This is a genomic window from Methylopila musalis, from assembly GCF_042679725.1.
GTDB lineage: Bacteria > Pseudomonadota > Alphaproteobacteria > Rhizobiales > Methylopilaceae > Methylopila > Methylopila musalis.
In genome coordinates this window covers 1-2049 of the sequence record NZ_JBHTMX010000319.1, presented here as the reverse complement: position 1 = coordinate 2049, position 2049 = coordinate 1, and the positions used below count along the sequence as shown (strand labels likewise).

At 74.9% G+C, this 2049-nt stretch carries 3 protein-coding genes; 2 read left to right on the top strand and 1 reads right to left on the bottom strand.

Going from position 1 to position 2049, the window contains the following annotated elements; all coding sequences use genetic code 11:
* Nucleotides 1-253: META domain-containing protein (locus tag ACFQ4O_RS17175; RefSeq protein ID WP_378777554.1), on the top strand; the 253-nt coding region annotated here is incomplete at its 5' end.
* Here the strand turns inward: ACFQ4O_RS17175 and ACFQ4O_RS17170 are convergent.
* The gene (locus tag ACFQ4O_RS17170) at nucleotides 243-1022 is read right to left on the bottom strand and encodes a cobalamin-binding protein (RefSeq protein ID WP_378777552.1); all 780 of its coding nucleotides are present in this window, start codon (nucleotides 1020-1022) and stop codon (nucleotides 243-245) included. The genes ACFQ4O_RS17175 and ACFQ4O_RS17170 overlap by 11 nt on opposite strands.
* A 306-nt stretch (nucleotides 1023-1328) precedes the next feature.
* Here ACFQ4O_RS17170 and ACFQ4O_RS17165 point away from each other — a divergent pair.
* A partial coding sequence (locus ACFQ4O_RS17165) for an MBL fold metallo-hydrolase (RefSeq protein WP_378777550.1) occupies nucleotides 1329-2049 on the top strand: 721 nt, incomplete at its 3' end.

Here is a 2049-nt window from a genome sequence, read left to right as displayed (position 1 = left end):
GGACGGCGCCGTCTCGGGCCGCGGCGGCTGCAACGGCCTGGGCGGGCGCGCCGACATCCGCGGCGAGCGCATCCGCTTCGGCCAGATCGTCAGCACCCGGATGGCCTGCCCGCCGGCGGTGATGCGGCAGGAGCAGGCGTTCTTCGCGGCCCTTGGCGACGCCCGCGCCTGGCGCGTGGACCCGACGCGCCGCAAGCTCGTCCTGCTCGACGGCGCGGGCCGTCCCGTGGCGACGCTCGCCGCTACCCGTTGAGCGCCGCCACCAGCGCGTCGAGCCCGTCGGTCAGCGCCGCAGGCCCCGGCTGAAGGATCAGCGGCGACTTGATCTCCACGATCCGGCCGTCCCGCACCGCCGGGATCGCCTCCCAGCCCGGCCGGGCGCGGATGCGGTCCGGCGCGACCTTCCTCCCGCACCACGAGGCGAGGATCACGTCCGGCGCGGCGGCGATCACCGCCTCGGGCGTCACGATGCGGTCCTTGGCGGCCGGGTTGCGGGACAGATGGGCGAACACGTCCTCCCCGCCCGCCGCCGCGATCAGCTCCGACACCCAGCCGACGCCCGAGATCAGCGGCCCGTCCCACTCCTCGAAATAGACCCGCGGCCGTGGCCCGCCGGCGGTCGCCCGGCGCACGTCCTCGACCCGCGCCTCCAGCCCGGCGGCCAGCGCCTCGGCCCTGTCGCCCGCCCCCGTCAGCGCGCCGACGCAGCGGATCATGGCGAACACGCCCGCGAGATCGCGGTGGTTGAAGGCGTGGACCGCGACGCCGGCCCGGATCAGCTCCGCCACGATGTCCGCCTGCATGTCGGAGAAGGCGAGCGCCAGATCGGGCTCCAGCGCCAGGATCTTGGCGGTGTCGGCGCTGGTGAAGGCCGACACCCGCGGCTTCTCCCTCCGCACCCGCGCCGGCCGCACCGCGTAGCCCGACACGCCGACGATGCGCGCGTCCTCGCCGAGCAGATACAGCGTCTCCACCGTCTCCTCGGTCAGGCAGACGATGCGTTCCGGCGGAAAACGACGCATGGCGTAGGGCCTCGGGCGGAATTGCGGGACGCCCCTGCTTAGAGCGGGATCACGCCACAGGAAACCGCCACGCCCTCACCCTTGTCCCGGCCTTGAGCCGGGACCCAGACCCACGGCGTTTCAAAGCGGTCGCAACGGCGCCGCGCACTCCCGACACGTCAGCGTCTCTGGGTCCCGGCTCAAGGCCGGGACAAGGAAGGGAGCGCTTCCAGCACCTGTTCCCGGCGCGCCCCTGTCACGCCGGGAACAGCCTGGCGGAGCGCCCGCCGTCAGGATCGCCCTCGACGATCACGAGGCGGGCGGGGCATGGCGCGGAAGTTCACGGCGACGTTCTGGGGGGTGCGGGGCAGCGCGCCGGCGATGGATGGCGCGACCGCGCGCTATGGCGGCGACACCTCCTGCGTGGAGGTCCTGTGCGGCGAGCGCCGGCTCGTGCTGGATCTCGGCGGCGGGGCGCGCCGGCTCGGGCAGGAGCTCGCCCGGCGGCCGGGCGCGCCGCTCACGCTGCTGCTGAGCCACGCCCATTACGACCATGTGATGGGGCTGCCCTGCTTTGCGCCGTTCCGCATGGCGGAGGCGCAGGTTCTCGCGCTGTCCCCCGTGCCGGGCGGCGTCGCGGCGCTTGCGGCCGGGCTGATGCGGGCGCCGTTCTATCCCGTGGGACCGGAGGCGCTGACCGCCGGGATCACCGATCTCCACGCCGCGCCGGGCGACATGTTCGAGCCGGCGGAAGGGGTGCGCCTGTCCTGCGCCGCGACGCGCCATGACGGCGGGGCGCTGGCCTGGCGGATCGACTTCGAAGGCCGCAGCCTCGTCTACGCCCCGGACCACGAGGCGGGCGACGCCGACACCGACCGCACGCTCGCCCATTTCGCCGCGGGCTGCGATCTGCTGATCCACGACGCCACCTTGCCCGGCGCAGCCCCATGGGGCCGCCACGGCCATTCCAGCTGGGGCGCGGCCGTGCTGGCGGCGCGGCGGGCGGAGGCGCGGCGGCTGGCGCGGTTCCACCACCACCCGGAGGCCT